Genomic DNA, 16392 nt, shown 5'->3' with positions numbered 1-16392 from the left:
GCCGAGAGCACCTAGGCCGACGGCACCGGTGGCGCGCCCGCGACGACAGCAAGGTCGCGGGCACGCCGCACGCCGATGGCGTCCAGCTCGCTGCCCTGCTCCGGATCGGCAAGCCTCTCACGTGTCGCTCCATCCAGATCAGCAAGGCCGGCAGCTGTCGCTACGCCCCCGGACATCGCGAGCTGCCAACCTCTGGTCTCCGCCAATTCAGCCAGACGCGCCGGCCACTCCGTCCCGAGCCCGAGCACAGCCACCTGCGATGTGCGTCCAAAGGTCAGTTGCCCGACGACGATGTCGCCAAGGTGAGCACCAATCGTCAACTCGACGGGCCGACCGATCTCCGCGGCGATCTTTTCGTTGACGCGGTCCATGACCACGTCCATGGCGCCGATCGCCTGCAGCGCATCGCGGCAGCCTTGTTCTGCTCCCTGCTCCTCACCGAAGACGGCGAGGACGCCATTGCCGAGGAAGCGGTCGATGCGCCCGGAATGGGCTTCGATCGCCCTGCCAATGGCGCCGAAGATCTCGTTCATCATGAACCCGAGGTCGGAGGGCAGCCGGTCGCGCGCAATGGTGGCAACCGGACGGACGCGGACGTGGACCAGGCATACCGCACGGCGCTCGGCGGGAAGGTGGTCGACGAGGGGCGCCCTCTCCGCTTGATCGCCGCCGAGGAGACGCGTGATCGTCAGCGGCGCCGCCGGACGAATCTGGCAGGCCAGCCGCACATTCGCCGGAGCCGCCAAGTCGGCGAGCATGACGCGCTCCGCGTGGCCGGGCGGCGCCAGCGTCTCCGCACCTTCATCAACCCGGACGCTGCAAAGACCGCAGCGGGCACGGCCGCCGCAGTCGGACCGCTGCGAGAGCTCGTTGCTGCCGATGATCTCCAGCAGCGTCGGACCGACCGCGGCCCGCACCGTCGCGCCACCCGTGAAGGCAATGACGATCTTCGGCGACGCGAGCGACGCGACGTAGCGGAACACGATGATCGTCACGCCTGCAACGAGCAGCGCGACGACTGCGATCTGCGCCGAAATTTGCAGCAAGGCGATCCACCTCCCGTCGAGTTCGCTCGGCCAATGGGTGACCTGGCGCATCTGCTCGGCCATGCCGGGATTGCCGAGCAACGCGGCGACGGCGCGCCCGGACACCACGAAACCCATCAGCGCCGCCATCGGCACCGCGACGGCGAGGACAAACAGCAGCGGCTGGACGAGGCGGTACCAGCTCCGGAATTTCAGCCAGTGATGCAGGCCGACGCAGCCGTGGATCCAGACCAGCAGCAGCAGCGCGGTCTGAATCCAGGCCGCCTTGGGCCACATCAACGCCAGCGCATAGAGGTAGCCATCCTGAACGCCAAACAGCGCATGAGCGATGTGGGTCTCGATGACGTGCGGCAGCAACAATAGCGGGATCGCAAATCCCGTGGCGATCTGAACAAGCTCCCACGAGGACAGCCGCCACGTGCCGCGCTGAACCGTCTTGACGAAAGCAAGCACGGCATGCGCGAGCAATGCCGCCGCCAGCACGATCATCCCCGGCCACGATCGGGTGACGACCAGCCGCCATTCCTGCACCTCGTCCATCGCCTCGAGGCTGAACAGACCCACCGCATGGTTGAGAAAATGCGTCGCGGCGAACGCAAACAGGACGAGGCCCGACACGAGCCGGATGTTCTGGGACGTTACGGCAGGCATGAGGTCACTGTGATTCAGGCAAGCTGCGAAATCTGAGCACGGCTGATCCATCCGGTAGCGGCTGCAACCGGCCAACTCAAGCGCTGGCAGATCAGCCTCGAGCTATGTGAGGTCTATCACGGTCGACGACGGGCGCCCCAGGCGAAGTTCTCCAGCACCATCGCAAGGGGATCCGACATGACGAGCACCACCCGAAGCCCGCTGGGAACCGCGCTCCGCGCCTGCTTTCCCGCGCTCACCGCGACCTTCGTGCTCAGCCTCTTCATCAATGCGAGCATGCTCGCCTCGCCCCTCTATTCCATGCAGGTCTACGACCGCGTCCTCACCAGCCGCAATCTCGGCACGCTGGTCATGCTGACGCTCATCGTCGGTGTTTTCCTGGTGCTGTATGGCGTCCTCGAATTCGCCCGTTCCGGCGTTCTGGCCCGGGCCGGCGTGCAGTTCGAAGGCACGCTGCGCCATCCGCTGTTCGAGACGATGATGAAGGCGGAGCTGTCGCCGCGGCATCGCTTCGGCCAGCAGATCATCCGTGACGCCGAGACCATCCGCGACTGCATCTCCAGCGGCACCGCCGCCATCGCCTGCGATCTGCCGTGGACGCCGGTGTTCGTCGCGCTGTGCTTTCTGCAGCATGCCTATCTCGGCATCCTCTCGCTGCTCGGCGCGATCGTGCTGTTCTCGCTGGCGCTGCTCACCGAATTCTACACGCGCGCCAGCGTCGAGCGCACCAACGCGCTGGCCAACGAGGCCTCGCGTTTCGTCGCGGCGGCGCTGCGAAACGGCGAGGTCGTGCGCGGCCTCGGCATGGGCGACATCGTCATGGACCGCTGGAGTTGCCGCCAGTCGGCGATGGTCGAAGCCCACAGCACCCTCGTCGAGCGTGGCGCGGCGATGCATTCCGTCACCAAGTTCGCGCGCATGGCGGTGCAGACCTCGCTGCTGTGCATCGGCGCCTGGCTCGCGATCGAGCAGCAGATCTCGCCCGGCGCGATGATGGCGACGTCGATCATCATGGGCCGCGCGCTTGCTCCGGTCGAGCAGGTCGTCGGCCAGTGGAAGCGCATCATCGCATTCCGCTCCGCCTATCGCAGGCTGGAGGAGCTGTTCCAGGCGCTGCCGGTCACGGCTGCGCCGACCGCGCTGCCGACGCCGCGCGGCGAGATCGACGTCGAGAACGCCGTGGTGTGGCCGCCGGCGGCCGGTCGCCCCTCGGTCAAGGGCGTCAGCTTTTCGCTCAAGGCCGGCGAGAGCCTCGCGATCGTCGGCGCCTCCGCCAGCGGCAAGTCGAGCATGGCGCGCGCCATGGCCGGGGTCTGGCCGCTGCGCGAAGGCGTGATCCGTATCGACGGTGCCGCCTACAGCCAGTGGGACCCAAACCGGCTTGGCAAGCATATCGGCTACCTGCCCCAGGACATCGAACTGTTCTCAGGTACCGTCGCCGACAACATCGCCCGGCTTGCGAAGGTGGATGAGGCCGCCGTCGTCGCTGCCGCCAAGGCCGCCGGCGCGCATGAGGTCATCCTGCGCCTGCCCAACGGCTACGACACTCCGATCGGCGAAGGCGGCGTGGCGTTGTCCGGCGGCATGCGCCAGCGCGTCGGCCTGGCCCGCGCGCTGTACGGCGATCCGCGGCTCCTGATCCTCGACGAGCCGAACTCGAACCTCGACGAGGACGGCGAGCGGGCGCTGGCGCAGGCCATGGCCCAGGCGAAGGCCGCCGGCCGAACCGTGATCGTCGTCACGCACCGTCCGCAGCTTCTGGCGCATGTTGACCGCATCATGGTGATGGCCTTCGGCAAGACGCTGGCATGCGGCCCGCGCGACGAGGTGATCGCCAAGATGCGCGGCCAGCGTGTCGTCGTCGCCCACGACCGGGCGACGGCCAGCGCCGCGGCCTGAACGGACCCCAATGCAGATCGCACCCCGCAAGGAGCCAGCCATGATCAAGTTCACATCGCACGCACGGACACTCCAGCTGGCGCTCGCGACCGCCGTTCTGCTGCCGATGTCGGCTTCGGCGGAGACACCGATGACCGCGCGTCAGATGCTGGCCCACGCGCAAACCCAAGCTCTCAACGTCCCCGGCGACATCAAGCAGCCGGCGCCGGACAGCAGTGAAAGGATCGTCAGCGAGTCCGCCGCCTCGGGCGGTACTTCGATCGCAGCCCCGCTTCCGGTAATCGAGCCGCCGACGCCGATCTCGGCGCCAGCATCGACGCTCACCGCATTGGCCGCGCCCGTCCCGGCCCCTGAGGGGGCTTTGCTGCAATCGCGTACCAACTCACTCACGGCCGCCGCGCCCGCTGCCGAAACAGCCAAGGCGTCGAATGCCGTGCTCGCAACTCCCCCCGTGGCGGCCACCACTGAAACACGCCCTGTGGCACCGGCCGCGACGCCGCCCGCCACGGCCGCAGCTTCACCGGCCGTCGTCCCCGCAGTCGCTCCTGCTGCCGCGCCGACCCAGCCCGGTCTGACGGCCGCGGCGCCCACGCAGACGACGCGGACGAAAGCGGCGACCTTGCCATCCGCCGAAAAGACTGCACTTGCGCGGCATCAGCCGACGAGTGCCGATGCGTCAGCGGCCCGCCCTGCTCCCAAGCCGAGTGCGAGATCGTCGAGGCACAGCGACGACGACGCCATCAGCACGCGGATCTCGCGCATCATGCGCCGGCCGGAGGTGCAGTCATTGATGTCGCAGTATGGCCTGGACTGACAACCAGCACCGCCGGGCGATGGACGCTGATCGACGTCAGGTCCGGCGGCTGATCAGTTGGCCGGATCGAACATGCACTGCAGGGCAGGCTTCGCGATCTTGGTGAACGTAGGACCGATCTCGGCCTGCTTCGGCGCGGGCACCCAATCGGTCTCGATGGTCGGCACGCCGGTCTCACTGATGCCGCGCAGCAGCGCCTCTCGCAAGTCGGCATCCTCCACCATCGCGGCCGCATGATCATGCAGGCAGGAGCAGACAGCTTCAGGATGCGCCCACCGGTCGAGCATACGAGGCGCACATTGCCGTACGAACTCGCTGCGCAGCTCGGGCAATCGGGTCGTTATCCGCGCCTCGACGGAGGACCAGAAGAGGCACGACAGCACGGCAAGCGCCGCAGCACCCAGTCGAAAACGCATGGTGGACCGCTGGTATTTGTTTTTCGTCATGTCATCCACGCGGGCCCGGACGACACGATTCGCATGTCGCTGACGCCAGCATCGGTTTCATATCCGCTTCACGTTTCAAGCGGCCTGCGGCACAGGCCCAAAATGGTTTCATGGCCCCGCCGCTTCGTTTCATCGCGACCGACCCGACGACACAAAATACAATCAAAACGAGAGTGATCTAAAACCCCAAGCAGAAGAATGTTTCACTTGCCTTGGGCGAGCCAGCGCCCTCCGGGGCAGCCGTCAATTCTGCCGATGGCGAGCTTCTTAACGACCTTACATTAACTGTGGCCGGCAGGGAGAACCTCCCAGCTCACCACGGCAACCCAGCAGCGCGCGGCGCGTTGGGAGACGACGTTGCTCCCTCGGGGTCACCATGGACAAGCGCTCGCACACACCCAAACCGAAGGTATCACGCCGCAGCTCCCTGGCTGCACCGATGGCGCAGCAGCGAACCGAGAGCTACGCCGGCTCGACGCCACAGAGCCTGGTGCGGCTGATCGGCTGCCACGATCCTGCCAAGCACAAATTGCCCGGCAAGGCTTTCGGCAGCCGATCGTCTCTTGGCAAGTCCCTTATTGAATGAAATCGCCGCACTTCTGGACGACGCCGTCGTCGGCTTTGCCCCAAGGCATGACCGGAACGGAGGAGGTCGAGTTCTTCGGCGATCCCTCGATCAGCCTGTCTGAGTAAACCATGTAGACGAGCACGTTGCGCTTGGCGTCGCAGCCGCGAACGATCTGCATCTTCTTGAAGAACAGCGACCGTCGCTGCCGGAACATGTCGTCTGCCTGTTCGAGCTTGCGTTTGAACCTGATCGGGCCGATCTGCCGGCATGCGAGCGAGATGTCGGAGACCTCCTCGGCCAGGCCCAGCCAACCGGCATAGCCGCCCTTCTGCGGCACCGTGAAGTGGCAGGCGACGCCCTCTACCTCTGGATCATCAACGCCATAGGTCGCGAGCTTGTCATTCGGGCTGAGCAGTTTGAACACGGTCGACCGACGGAAGATCAGATCCGGCTCGTCTGCGGCGTATGCTGAGATCACAGGCGAGGACAATCCGATAAGCAGTAGGCAAACGAGGGTTTTCAGCCACAGATCAAACCATTTGGTGGCTCTGAACGACATGTCGGTCTCCGTTGTACCGCCGATGCTCGGCATACCGCCCATGTAGGGACACAAATGCCTGCAAGGAAGGCGCTCCAGCCCCTGACCTTCCACTACCCGTTTAACGGGATGTGAGGCTTTTCTGCTACGATTGGAACGAAATCACGCAGGGCAGAAGCCCAAGCTGGTGAACGCAGACTCCGTCTGCGACACTAAAGACCAGATGGTTCTTGAGGATTTGCCGGAATGCTCTGCGTTCGTGCAGCCGCCAGGGGGCGGTTCTATTGTGCAGCAATCGTTTCAGTCCCGCTTGCCATAGCAGTGACCTCACAGGCTGGCGCAGCGTCTTATTACTACTGGAACGACGCGCAGCCCATCACCATTGCTCCGACCGTACGCCCGGCCGCTCCGCGCAAGCCCAAGGCGCGCCACCTTGAGATGCTGACCAAGACCGAGAAGGAGGCTGCCAAGCCGCAAGGGCCGGTCACGATCGCGGTGTCGATCAACAAGCAGCAGCTGAAGGTCTACGACGCAAACGGCCTGTTCGCGGAAGCACCCGTGTCGACCGGCATGAAGGGGCATTCCACGCCGATGGGCGTGTTCAGCGTCATTCAGAAGCAGAGATACCATCGCTCCAATATCTACAGCGGCGCCCCGATGCCGTTCATGCAGCGCATCACCTGGTCCGGCGTCGCGCTCCACGCGGGCGTGCTGCCGGGCTACCCGGCGTCGCATGGCTGCATCCGCATGCCGGCAAGCTTTGCAACCCGCATCTATGGCTGGACGCGGATGGGATCCCGGGTCCTGGTCACGCCGAGCGAGGTGGCTCCTGCGAGTTTCTCGCATCCGATGCTCGCTGCACTGAAGGCGCCGCAGCCGAGCGCATCGGTGCACCCCGATGCGACTGCGCCCGCAGCGATCAAGTCGGACAAGGGCACCGCCGTCACCACCGCGATTACAGTCGCGACGACGGATCTGCGCGCCACGATCGGTCATGCCGAGAGCCCCCGCTTCGAAGGATCGCCAACCGCGTCGGGCCAGGTGCGGACCGCCGATGCCAGCAACGCCAATGGGCTGCCACCGAAGATCTCGGACGCTTCGCCAAGCGCCGAACCACCGCGTTCACCCGCGGCGGAGGTTCGGAGCGATGCTGCCGATCTGAAGCCCAGTGTCGCCGAGACCATGATTGAGCACGCGACCGCCGAAGCAGAGGCCAAGCCAGGCGCTCCGGCCGCGGCCAGCATCGAGCAGCAGGACGAGGCCAAGTCTGCCCCCAGCGACGTCGCTCCGGCGGGTCAGCCCACGACTGCTGCGCAGGTGGCCGCTCCGGCTATCGAGAAGCCGGCTGAGGCGTCGGCGAATGCCGAAGCCACCGGTTCAACCGAACTCAAGCCTGCTGAGTCCAAGTCGGCAGAGTCCAAGCCTGCCGACGCCGCGATCGCGGACCAGCCTGCGTCGCCGCCTCCAGTGGCAGCAGAGGCACCGGCGAAGCCAGTCGACCCCAACGATCTCGCCAAGGATCAGTCGCGTGTTGCCGCGCCGGACAAGCCGATTGCGCCCAAGCCCGAATTGAAGCGCAACAGCCAGATCGCGATCTTCATCAGCCGCAAGGATTCGAAGCTGTACGTGCGGCAGAACTTCGCTCCGGTGTTCAACACCCCCGTCACCATCGCACCGGGCGACAAGCCGCTCGGCACCCACGTGTTCACCGCGACGGCTGACAAGGCCGATCCGGCGACGATGCGCTGGTCGGTCGTCTCGCTGCCCTCCTCGGCGCGGAGCGCCGCGGCGACCGATGTCGCGGCCAAGGCGGCCCGGCGCGGTAAGAGGTCCGCGGGCGCCGATGCCGAGCTGAAACAGGTCGTTCCGCTGAGCAGCGCAGCCGAGGCGCTCGATCGCATCACCATTCCCGCCGACGTCATGGCGTGGCTCGGCGAAGCCCTGTCGACCGGAAGTTCGCTGATCGTCTCCGATCAAGGCATCAACCAGGGCGAAACCGGCGAGGGCACGGAGTTCATCCTTTCGCTGCGCTGACGACCGACGACGTCCCTCTTTCCGCCCCACGGCAGGGGTATCCCGTGCCGGAACGCAGTCTGATCCAGCGCCACGTCGCGGCCGTTCAAGCAGCGGCCGGTCGAGCGCGGGCACATTCATGCTGACGGGGCTGGCTCTGCTCAGGGAGATTCACATGATCGATCGCAGGATGGTTGTTCTCGGCATCGGCGCCTCGTTGTCGGGCGCGACGCTCACGTCGCAGGCCGCTCATGCCGACAATGCGGTGAGCAAGATGACCGCCTATCGCTTCTCCTTCCCCGCGCTGGCCGGTGAGCCGATCCGGCTCGCCGATTTCGCGGGCAAGCCGGTGCTGGTGGTCAACACGGCCTCCCAGTGCGGCTATACCCCGCAATACACCGGCCTTCAGAAGCTGTGGGGCGAGTTCCATGAGCGCGGGCTGGCGATCATCGCGGTCCCCTCCAACGACTTCAACCAGGAGCCCGGGATCGCGGGCGACATCGCCGAGCTGGCCAACAAGGAGTACGGCGTCACCTTCCCGATGACCGCAAAAGCGGTGGTCACCGGTTCCAACGCCCACGCATTCTACCGCTGGGCCGCCGAGGCGCGGCCCAAGGAGACGCCGCGCTGGAACTTTCACAAATATCTGATCGGCCGTGACGGCTACATCGCCGACGTGTTCGCCTCCTCGGTCGAGCCGACGGATACGCGGGTCAAGACCGCGGTCGCCCGGCTGCTGGCGGACGGCTGAGCAACACTCGGCAGGAATGCGGCGGAAGCCGGCAACTTCCCCCGTTTTTTTGCCTCGTTTCCTTTTGGCGCCCATCCGGCAGCTGGGCTAGTATCCCCAACCGGATGACGGAGCGACTCTCGACGCTGGCGCTCCCGTTGCAACAACCCCGAGGAAACACGATGCGGATTGCAGCAGGATTGGTGTTCGCGAGTTCTTTGGCGGCTTCGCTGTTGACGTCTGGCGCGGCCTGGTCGCAGGCGCAGCGCACGGCGGCGGCGCCGACCCCGGCCGCTGCTGCTCCCCCACCGGCCCCTGTTCCCGCCGTCGCCGCCCAGACGCAGCCGCCGCGCGCACCCTGCATGAACCCCGAGGCGCTCGGCGTCGGCCGCACCGTCGAGATCGACACGACAGGCGGTCCGGGATTCGGCTTCGAGCACTTCAAGGACCTCGACTTCCTCAAGGATCATGAAGTGGTCCTGACGTTCGACGACGGCCCATGGCCGGAGAACACGCCCAGCGTGCTCAAGGCGCTCGCCGACCAGTGCACCACCGGCATCTTCTTCATCATCGGCAAGCATGCGACCTATTATCCGGAGATCCTGAAGCAGGTTTACAATGCCGGCCACACGGTCGGCACGCACACCTGGTCGCACGCGGCGCTGACCAACAAGAAGCTGACCGAGGATCAACGCAAGGAAGAGATCGAGCTCGGCATCAGCGCCGTGAAATGGGCGCTCGGCGGCAATTCGCCGGCGCCGTTCTTCCGCTTCCCGGCATTGCAGCATCCGCCGGAGATCGTGACCTATCTCGGCACCCGCAACATCGGCATCTTCTCCTGCGATCTCGACTCGTTCGACTTCAAGGCGCGCAATGCGCAGGCGGTGATCGACGTCACCTTCAAGAAGCTCGACAAGCTCGGCAAGGGCATCATCCTGATGCACGACTTCCACAAGCACACCGCCGAGGCCCTGCCCGAGCTGCTGCGCCGCCTGAAGGCCGGCGGCTACAAGGTGGTCGCGATGCGCGCCAAGGCGCCGGTGCAGTCGCTGCCGCAGTATGACGAGCAGCTCAGCAAGGTCGCGAAGCTGCCGACGGTGAGCCAACGGCCGGTCTCGAGCGTTGTGACGACAGTGTCCGAATGAGACAGGATTCCTTTCGTCAGTGACCAAGCTTCGTCTCGAAGGTTACGTGATCGTGTCGGCCGACGGGATGTTGGCCGACGCGAGCAATGCGATGCCGCCCGCCCTGAAATTTCCCGGCGACGCCGCATTCTTTTCCCAGGCCCTCGATGGCGCCGATCTGATCGTCCACGGCCGCAACTCCTATGAGGACCAGCCGAATTCGCCGAAGCGCCGGCGCATCGTCGTGACCGGCAAGGTCGCGGGGCTGGCGCCGGATCCGGAAAAGCCGCTCTCCACCCTTTGGAATCCGGCGGGTGCCTCGTTCGAAGCCGCCTGTGAAGCCGCGGGCGTCAGCTCTGGCACGGTGGCGGTGATCGGCGGCCCCGTCGTGTTCGAGATGTTCATGGACCGCTACGAGACCTTCTTCCTGTCGCTCGCGCCCCACGTCTCCCTGCCCGGCGGCGTGCCGTGCTTTCCCGGCATCGGTCCCGACCGTTCGCCGCAGCAGGTGCTGACGGCCCACGGCTACACGCCCGCCAATCAGCTGATGCTCGATCCCGCCCACGACGTCAGCGTGACCGCCTGGAAACGCACCGCTTGAGGCTCCCCTCTAGATGTCTCCATACGCGCTCTGCTCCGGTGCCTTCGGGCCCTTGCCGTAGCCGAAGATCATGAACAGCGCGCCGATGATCGACAGGTTCTTCAGCGCGTCGATCAGGGTCTTGGCGTTGTCGGGCGGGGCCTGGTTCCAGAAGTCATGGAAGTAGAAGATGGTCGCGCCGACGAACACGATCATCAGAGCCGCGAAGAAACGCCCGAGAAAGTTGAGCGCGATCATCACGCCGGCAAGCACCTCGAACGCGCCGGCCGCGATCGCCAGGATCTGCGGCATCGGCATCCTGGCGGCGGCCTCGAGCTGCGCCGCATAGGGCGCGAGCATCGTGGGAATCGTGACCTTGGCGGCGATGAGATCGGCGGTGGCGGGAATGCCGAACAGCTTGGTCGCGCCCGTGTAGATGAAGATCACGGCGAACAGAACGCGCCCGAATGTAATGAAACCCGGCATTCTCGCCCTCACGGATCAACTTCAAACGATGTGTCGCCGGCCCACCGGGCCGGATATGTGACGTCGCGAACGCTTTTCAACAATAAAGGCGGGCGGAATACGACCGAAACCGGACGAATTCCGCCACACTTCGATCACGCCAACAACGTCACGCAAACAGCGTCGGCTGCGCCCTCCCCGCCCGTTCCTGGGCCTCGACCGCGGCCACCGCCGTCATGTTGAGAATGCCGCGCGCCGTCACCGACGGCGTCAGGATGTGCGCCGGGCGCGCCGGGCCGATCAGGATCGGCCCCACCGGGACCGCATCCGCCAGCACCTTGATCATCTGATAGGCGACGTTGGCGGCGTCGAGATTCGGCATGATCAGGACATTGGCCGAGCCTTCGAGATCGGAATGCGGCAGGATCGCCTTGCGCGCGGTCGCCGACAGCGCGGTGTCGCCCTGCATCTCGCCGTCGGCCTCGAGGTCGGGACGATGCTGCTTCAGCAATGCCGTCGCCTGCCGCATCTTGCGCGAGGACTCGGTGTCGTAGCCACCGAAATCGGAATGCGAGACGAAGGCAATCTTCGGCTTGATGTTGAATCGCGTGACGTGGTTGGCCGCGAGCGACGCCATCTCGGCGAGCTCTTCGGCCGTGGGATCCGGCCGCACCTGGGTATCGCCGATGAAATAGGCGCCCTTGCTGGTGATGGTGAGCGCCAGCGCCGCGTAGTCGCTGACCCCCGGCATGAAGCCGATGATCTCACGGACGTGGCGCAGATGGCTCATGTAGCGGCCCTCGACGCCGCAGATCATCGCATCCGCCTCGCCCCTGACGACGGCGAGCGCCGCGATCACGGTGGCGTTGGTGCGCACCACCGTGCGCGCCGCATCCGGCGTCACGCCGCGCCGTCCCGCGACCTCGATGTAGCTCTGCACATAAGAACGGTAGCGCGGATCGTCCTCGGGGTTGATCAGGTCGAAATCACGCCCGGCCTTGATCGACAGGCCGAAGCGCTTGATGCGGGCCTCGACCACGCTGGGACGGCCGACCAGGATCGGCCGCGCCAGCTTCTCCTCCAGCACCACCTGGGTGGCGCGCAACACGCGCTCGTCCTCGCCCTCGGCATAGATCACGCGGACCGGCTGCGTCTTCGCCTTGGCGAACACCGGCTTCATGACCAGGCCGGAGCGGAACGCAAAACGTTCCAGCAGCGCGGTGTACTCGTCGAAATTGGTGATCGGCCGCGTCGCGACGCCGGACTCCATCGCCGCCTTCGCCACCGCCGGCGCAATGCGCAGGATCAGGCGCGGATCGAATGGCGAGGGGATCAGCGAGCCCGGACCAAAACCCTGCGTCTCGCCGGTGTCGAAGCCGCGGCTGACCGCGTCCGACGGCGGGTCCTGGGCAAGCTGCGCGATCGCGTCGACCGCCGCCTGCTTCATCGCCTCGTTGATGGCGGTGGCGCCGACGTCGAGCGCGCCGCGGAAGATGAACGGAAAGCAGAGAACGTTGTTGACTTGGTTCGGGAAGTCCGAACGCCCGGTGCAGATCATCGCGTCCGGCCGCGCCGCGCGCGCCTCCTCCGGCATGATCTCCGGGTTGGGATTGGCGAGCGCCATGATCAGCGGTTTCTCGGCCATCTGCTTGAGCAGCTCCGGCTTCAGCACGCCGCCGGCGGACAGCCCGAGGAAGATATCCGCGCCGCCGATCACCTCGGCCAGGGTCCGCTTGTCGGTCTTCTGCGCATAGACCGCCTTCCAGGGGTCCATCAGCGTGTTGCGGCCCTCATGGACGACGCCGTCGATGTCGCAGACCCAGATGTTCTTGCGCTGCGCACCCATCGAGACCAGCAGATTGAGGCAGGCGATCGCGGCGGCGCCGGCGCCCGACGTCACGATCTTGACCTCGGAGAGCTGCTTGCCGGCCAGCGACAGCGCATTCTTGATCGCGGCGCCGACGATGATCGCGGTGCCGTGCTGGTCGTCATGGAAGACCGGGATCTTCATGCGCTCCTTGAGCCGCGCCTCGATCTCGAAGCACTCCGGTCCCTTGATATCCTCGAGGTTGATGCCGCCGAAGGTCGGCTCCAGCGCCGCGACCGTCTCGACCACCCGATCGATCGTGTCGGCCGCGATCTCGATGTCGAACACGTCGATCCCGGCGAATTTCTTGAACAGGACCGCCTTGCCCTCCATCACCGGCTTGGACGCCAGCGGGCCAATATTGCCGAGGCCGAGCACGGCGGTACCGTTGGAGACGACGGCGACCAGGTTGGCGCGCGCGGTCAGCGTGGCAGCCTCGGCCGGGCTGTTGGCGATCTCGGTGCAGGCGGCGGCAACGCCCGGCGAATAGGCCAGCGCCAGGTCGCGCTGGTTGGCGAGCGGCTTGGTAGCCTGGATCTCCAGCTTGCCCGGCCGTGGCAGCCGGTGATAGGCCAGGGCTGCGGAACGAAGATCTTCAGAATAGGACGACGACATACGTGCTCCAGCGTTTCCGACCCGGATTTTTGGTCTCTTGAGTCTCGGTCAGACGTCGGTTTTTCCGGCCGGTGGAAGTGCATGTGATGCACGTTGGGCGGCTTTCATGCAACATCCGAAACCATGTTCGCCGGCATCCCGGGCCAGCGATTCCCCAGTTCGCAGAAGCACATCCCTACTCCATCGATTTCATTGAGACCATCATCACTTGCTGCCTAAGCCTTGGGCGGAGCACATCAAATGACCCGTATCCTGATCGGAATTCTCACGGCTGCCGCGCTGGCCGTCGCCGGCTTCGTCGGCGTGCCCTGGTACGCCCAGAGCCGCGCCGAGCGCGAGGTCGAGGCCAGCTTTGCCCAGATCCGGCAGAGCGGCGCCACGGCGACCCATGGCAAGGTCGCCTTCGACCTCTGGAGCCGCAAGTTGACCATCGCCGACGTCAAGCTCGAATCGGCCGCCCAGCCGCCGGCCAGCGTCACGCTCGGCACCATCACCGCGACCGGGCTGAGCCAGCCTGATTCCGAGCATGTCACGGCCGCCAGCATCGAGATAAGCGACATCGCCATGGCCGGCCAGATCCCCGGCCCGTCGCCGCTCCGGCTGAGCTACAAGCTGCCGCAACTGCTGGTGAAGGATTATGCCGGCCCGGCGCGGTTCGCCGCGCTCCCGGCCGGCGCCGGCATGCTCGAGACCTCCCGCGCGCTCGCCCAACAGCTCGCCACCATCAGCGCCACCTCGGCCACGGTGCCGCGGGTCACCGGCACGATGGAAGGCGGCCCCTCGGTCGGGCCGACCGAGTTCGGCTATTCCGGGCTGGTGGTGGACGACATCAAGGGCGGCCGCATCGGCAACTACAAGATCCAGGAGGTCACCTTCAGCACCGCGGCGCAACCGCCGAACGGCAAGGTCGAGACGGTGCGCGGCCGCATGCTCGACGTCGTGACCAAGGACATCGACGTCAACGCCATCGTCGCTCTGCTCGCGCCCGAGTCCGCCACCGACGATCGTGTCGTCCGCCTGAGCGGCGTCGCCGGGGCAGGCCTCTACGAGATCACGTCCGATCTCGGCATGCGCATGCACATCGACAGCCTCACGATGGACCAGTTCGGCGTGCGGCCGTCGCGCATCCAACTGCCGGCGCTGGTCGCCGCCTTGACGCCGACCTCGCCGCGAACGAGCGCCATGACGCCGGACCTCATCGACAAGGTGGCCAGCATCTATGACGGCGTCCTGTTCAAGAACGTCGAGGTCAAAGGCCTGGCGGTCGAGACGCCCGACGGCCCGGTCAAGGTCGCGCTGACGCGGTTCGACCTCGACGACGGCAGGGGCGACGTCGCGTTCGAGGGCTTCGACGGCCGGACCCCGAACGGACCGGTCAAGCTCGGCCGCTTCGCCGTGAAGCGCTTCGACATGGGCGGCCTGCTGCGCCACACCGCCAAATTCGCCGTACCGGGAGCCAAGCCAGGTCCGGCCGAAGCCCTGGCGCTGTTCAAGCTGATCGGCGGCATCGAGGTGAAGGCGCTGACGACGTCCTACAAGGCGAGCACCAAGCCGGTCCAGATCGACAATTTCAGCCTCGACTGGGGCCAGTTCGTCGGTCCCATCCCGACCCAGGCACACCTGGTCGCCAAGATGGCCGGACCGCTCGATGCGTCCAATCCGGCCTTGCTGCCGCTGCTGGTCGCCGGCATCGACACCGCCGCCTTCGACGCCGATCTCGGCCTCGGGTGGACCGAGAGCTCGGGCGCGTTCGCGCTTCAACCGTTCAAGCTCGAGGTCAGCAACCTCATCGCAGCCTCGGCCAGCATGTCGCTGTCGCAGGTGCCGCGCGACGTGTTCACCATCGACCTGCAGCAGGCGACGACGGCCGCGGCGCAGATCGAGGCCAGCGGGCTGGAATTGACCCTGCGCGATCTCGGCGCGGTCGACGTGCTCGTCGCCAATTATGCGCGCGGTCATGCGATCACGCGGGACGCGGCGCGCAAGGCGCTGGTCGACAGCATCAAGGCGATCGGCGCGCAGGTCGCGGCCGACAACGTCGATGTCGCCGGTGCCGTCGATGCCATCAGCCGCTTCGTCGAGCGGCCGCACCAGACCTTCACGCTGAAGCTCTCGCCGCGCGCCAAGGTCCCGGCCCTGCAGCTCGCCCAGCTCATCGCCATCGACCCGCCGAGCGCGCTGGCGCAGTTCAAGATCGAGGCGCAGACCGCGCCGTAACTTGAGCCGTGACGTGGAAGGAGGAGCGAGTACCCGTCTCTCTCCTCCGTCATTCCGGGGCGCGCGCAGCGCGAGCTCGGAGTCCATAGTCACGACTCTGCGCGAGGATCGAGACGCCTGAACGCACGACATTCTTCACCAACTACTGTTCGGGAGTATGGATTCCGGGCTCGCGCTGCGCGCGCCCCGGAATGACGACGGAGGGATTCCGCATGGGCTGACATCGGCGCCGACGGTGAGGACCGCGCGGGACCCATGACGTCCGCTCTCACCATGTCGCCGATTCATGCGCATGAACTCAACCCGCGCCTCCACGATCTCGCGGCTTTCTCCACCCGAGTTCGTCCGGTCGTTCGGCCCTCTCTCATTCGAAGACGGCGCAGGGAATGCCGGGTGAAGGCCTCACCCATGGCCCGCCTGCGAAAAAAATGCAGGCGGCAGGTACCACAGGTGCTGCCGATCATCCGGCATTCCCTGCGCGGTGGGCTTTTCGGCTGCTTCGCGCTCTCCCCGGGGACCGGCTTGTTTGCCCCCGTCATTCGCGCAATGCCGGAAGGCATCGGCGCGAGCTTGACACCAGCATCGGGGTGTCAGGACCACGCGACTTGACCGCCCGCAACCCGCCGTTCGTCCGCGCGCTCACACGCGTTGCGACAGACTGCGGCCACCGCCTCCCCGCCTCACGTCTCGTGACGACCGCGAACCGTCCCTCTTCATCGAGGCGGGATGGCCGGAAATGTGAAGGTGATTTGCCCGACGAGGCTGGGCAAGAATCCGAATTAGGGGGGTGAGAGGGCTCGGCGCGGTGCAATTTCGAGC

General features: G+C 66.1%; 13 protein-coding genes. 8 read left to right on the top strand and 5 right to left on the bottom strand.

The window, feature by feature from the left end:
- Positions 1-11 precede the first annotated feature (11 nt).
- Positions 12-1697, bottom strand: a complete 1686-nt coding sequence (locus tag QX051_RS00065) for an adenylate/guanylate cyclase domain-containing protein (RefSeq protein ID WP_315774577.1) — start codon at positions 1695-1697, stop codon at positions 12-14.
- A gap of 177 nt (positions 1698-1874) precedes the next feature.
- On the opposite strand from QX051_RS00065, the gene QX051_RS00060 reads away from it, so the two are divergent.
- Both QX051_RS00060 and QX051_RS00055 read left to right on the top strand, forming a co-directional pair.
- A complete protein-coding gene (locus tag QX051_RS00060; protein ID WP_315772247.1) occupies positions 1875-3596 on the top strand; it encodes a type I secretion system permease/ATPase in 1722 nt (573 codons plus the stop codon).
- 40 nt (positions 3597-3636) lie between these two features.
- The gene (locus QX051_RS00055) at positions 3637-4410 is read left to right on the top strand and encodes a hypothetical protein (RefSeq protein WP_315774576.1); all 774 of its coding nucleotides are present in this window, start codon (positions 3637-3639) and stop codon (positions 4408-4410) included.
- Between the two features lie 53 nt (positions 4411-4463).
- Here the strand turns inward: QX051_RS00055 and QX051_RS00050 are convergent, their stop codons facing one another.
- Positions 4464-4856 (bottom strand): hypothetical protein, encoded by a 393-nt coding sequence (locus QX051_RS00050; RefSeq protein WP_315775283.1) that lies wholly within the window; start codon positions 4854-4856, stop codon positions 4464-4466.
- Positions 4857-5232: 376 nt separating this feature from the next.
- Between QX051_RS00050 and QX051_RS00045 the strand changes: the two genes are divergently transcribed.
- The gene (locus QX051_RS00045; protein WP_315772251.1) at positions 5233-5442 is read left to right on the top strand and encodes a hypothetical protein; all 210 of its coding nucleotides are present in this window, start codon (positions 5233-5235) and stop codon (positions 5440-5442) included.
- Here QX051_RS00045 and QX051_RS00040 read toward each other — a convergent pair.
- Entirely contained in the window at positions 5432-5983 is a 552-nt protein-coding gene (locus tag QX051_RS00040; RefSeq protein ID WP_315774575.1) for a CreA family protein, read from the bottom strand. The two genes, QX051_RS00045 and QX051_RS00040, sit on opposite strands and share 11 nt — an antisense overlap.
- A gap of 225 nt (positions 5984-6208) precedes the next feature.
- Here QX051_RS00040 and QX051_RS00035 point away from each other — a divergent pair, with 225 nt between their 5' ends.
- The 4 genes from QX051_RS00035 to QX051_RS00020 all read left to right on the top strand — a co-directional run bounded on the left by QX051_RS00035 (position 6209) and on the right by QX051_RS00020 (position 10430).
- Positions 6209-7996 carry a L,D-transpeptidase gene (locus QX051_RS00035; RefSeq protein ID WP_315774574.1) on the top strand — a complete coding sequence of 596 codons (1788 nt, stop codon included), beginning with the start codon at positions 6209-6211 and terminating at the stop codon, positions 7994-7996.
- Between the two features lie 154 nt (positions 7997-8150).
- Positions 8151-8726 (top strand): glutathione peroxidase, encoded by a 576-nt coding sequence (locus QX051_RS00030; RefSeq protein ID WP_315774573.1) that lies wholly within the window; start codon positions 8151-8153, stop codon positions 8724-8726.
- A gap of 161 nt (positions 8727-8887) precedes the next feature.
- Positions 8888-9850 carry a polysaccharide deacetylase family protein gene (locus QX051_RS00025; RefSeq protein ID WP_315774572.1) on the top strand — a complete coding sequence of 321 codons (963 nt, stop codon included), beginning with the start codon at positions 8888-8890 and terminating at the stop codon, positions 9848-9850.
- Between the two features lie 19 nt (positions 9851-9869).
- On the top strand, positions 9870-10430 hold the full coding sequence (locus QX051_RS00020) for a dihydrofolate reductase (protein WP_315774571.1): 561 nt from the start codon (positions 9870-9872) through the stop codon (positions 10428-10430).
- A 9-nt stretch (positions 10431-10439) separates the two neighbouring features.
- Here the strand turns inward: QX051_RS00020 and QX051_RS00015 are convergent, their stop codons facing one another.
- Both QX051_RS00015 and QX051_RS00010 read right to left on the bottom strand, forming a co-directional pair.
- Positions 10440-10895: a DoxX family protein gene (locus QX051_RS00015; RefSeq protein WP_315774570.1), complete on the bottom strand. Its 456-nt coding sequence runs from the start codon at positions 10893-10895 to the stop codon at positions 10440-10442.
- Positions 10896-11043: 148 nt separating this feature from the next.
- A complete protein-coding gene (locus tag QX051_RS00010) occupies positions 11044-13356 on the bottom strand; it encodes an NADP-dependent malic enzyme (protein WP_315774568.1) in 2313 nt (770 codons plus the stop codon).
- A gap of 240 nt (positions 13357-13596) precedes the next feature.
- Between QX051_RS00010 and QX051_RS00005 the strand changes: the two genes are divergently transcribed.
- Positions 13597-15573: a hypothetical protein gene (locus QX051_RS00005; protein WP_315774567.1), complete on the top strand. Its 1977-nt coding sequence runs from the start codon at positions 13597-13599 to the stop codon at positions 15571-15573.
- The last annotated feature ends 819 nt before the right edge of the window (positions 15574-16392 follow it).

The sequence above is a fragment of the Bradyrhizobium sp. SZCCHNR1053 genome (assembly GCF_032381235.1).
Classification (GTDB): Bacteria; Pseudomonadota; Alphaproteobacteria; order Rhizobiales; family Xanthobacteraceae; genus Bradyrhizobium.
The sequence above is the reverse complement of the archived record's forward strand: the minus strand, read 5'-3'. Positions and strand labels throughout refer to the sequence as shown.